Source organism: Mesorhizobium sp. M00.F.Ca.ET.216.01.1.1, assembly GCF_004010325.2.
GTDB lineage: Bacteria > Pseudomonadota > Alphaproteobacteria > Rhizobiales > Rhizobiaceae > Mesorhizobium.
In genome coordinates, this window is sequence record NZ_SADR02000268.1 from 1 (window position 1) to 359 (window position 359).

Here is a 359-nt window from a genome sequence, read left to right on the forward strand (position 1 = left end):
ACGAACTCTCGTGGGGGGGGGCGCCCGCATGCAGCGCAATGAACGACTTGCCAAGCTCCCGACGCTCCGACGCCGGTAGGTTATTTGCAACTCGGTACTTAGCTGGTCACTTGCTGGAGGAGCACATGGCGAAACTCACCGTTGATCAATATATGGCGGGGGCAGCCGCGCGACTTGGCCATCTGACGCAGACATATGCGATCATTTTTTTCGCCAATATCGGGACTATGTTCGCGATACTGGCGTACGGACCATCAGCGGGACTAGCCGCAAGGCTCGCGCTCGCGACGATTGTGGTCGCAATTACGGTTTATGGTGTTCTGGCTACTAGGTCCGCCATGGATGAGCTAAAGGCAATG

1 pseudogene is annotated in these 359 nt (G+C 56.8%); it reads left to right on the forward strand.

Features of this window, described 5'->3' with window-relative positions:
- Positions 1-125 precede the first annotated feature (125 nt).
- A pseudogene (locus EN859_RS36050) lies at positions 126-359 on the forward strand (hypothetical protein); the annotation flags it as partial.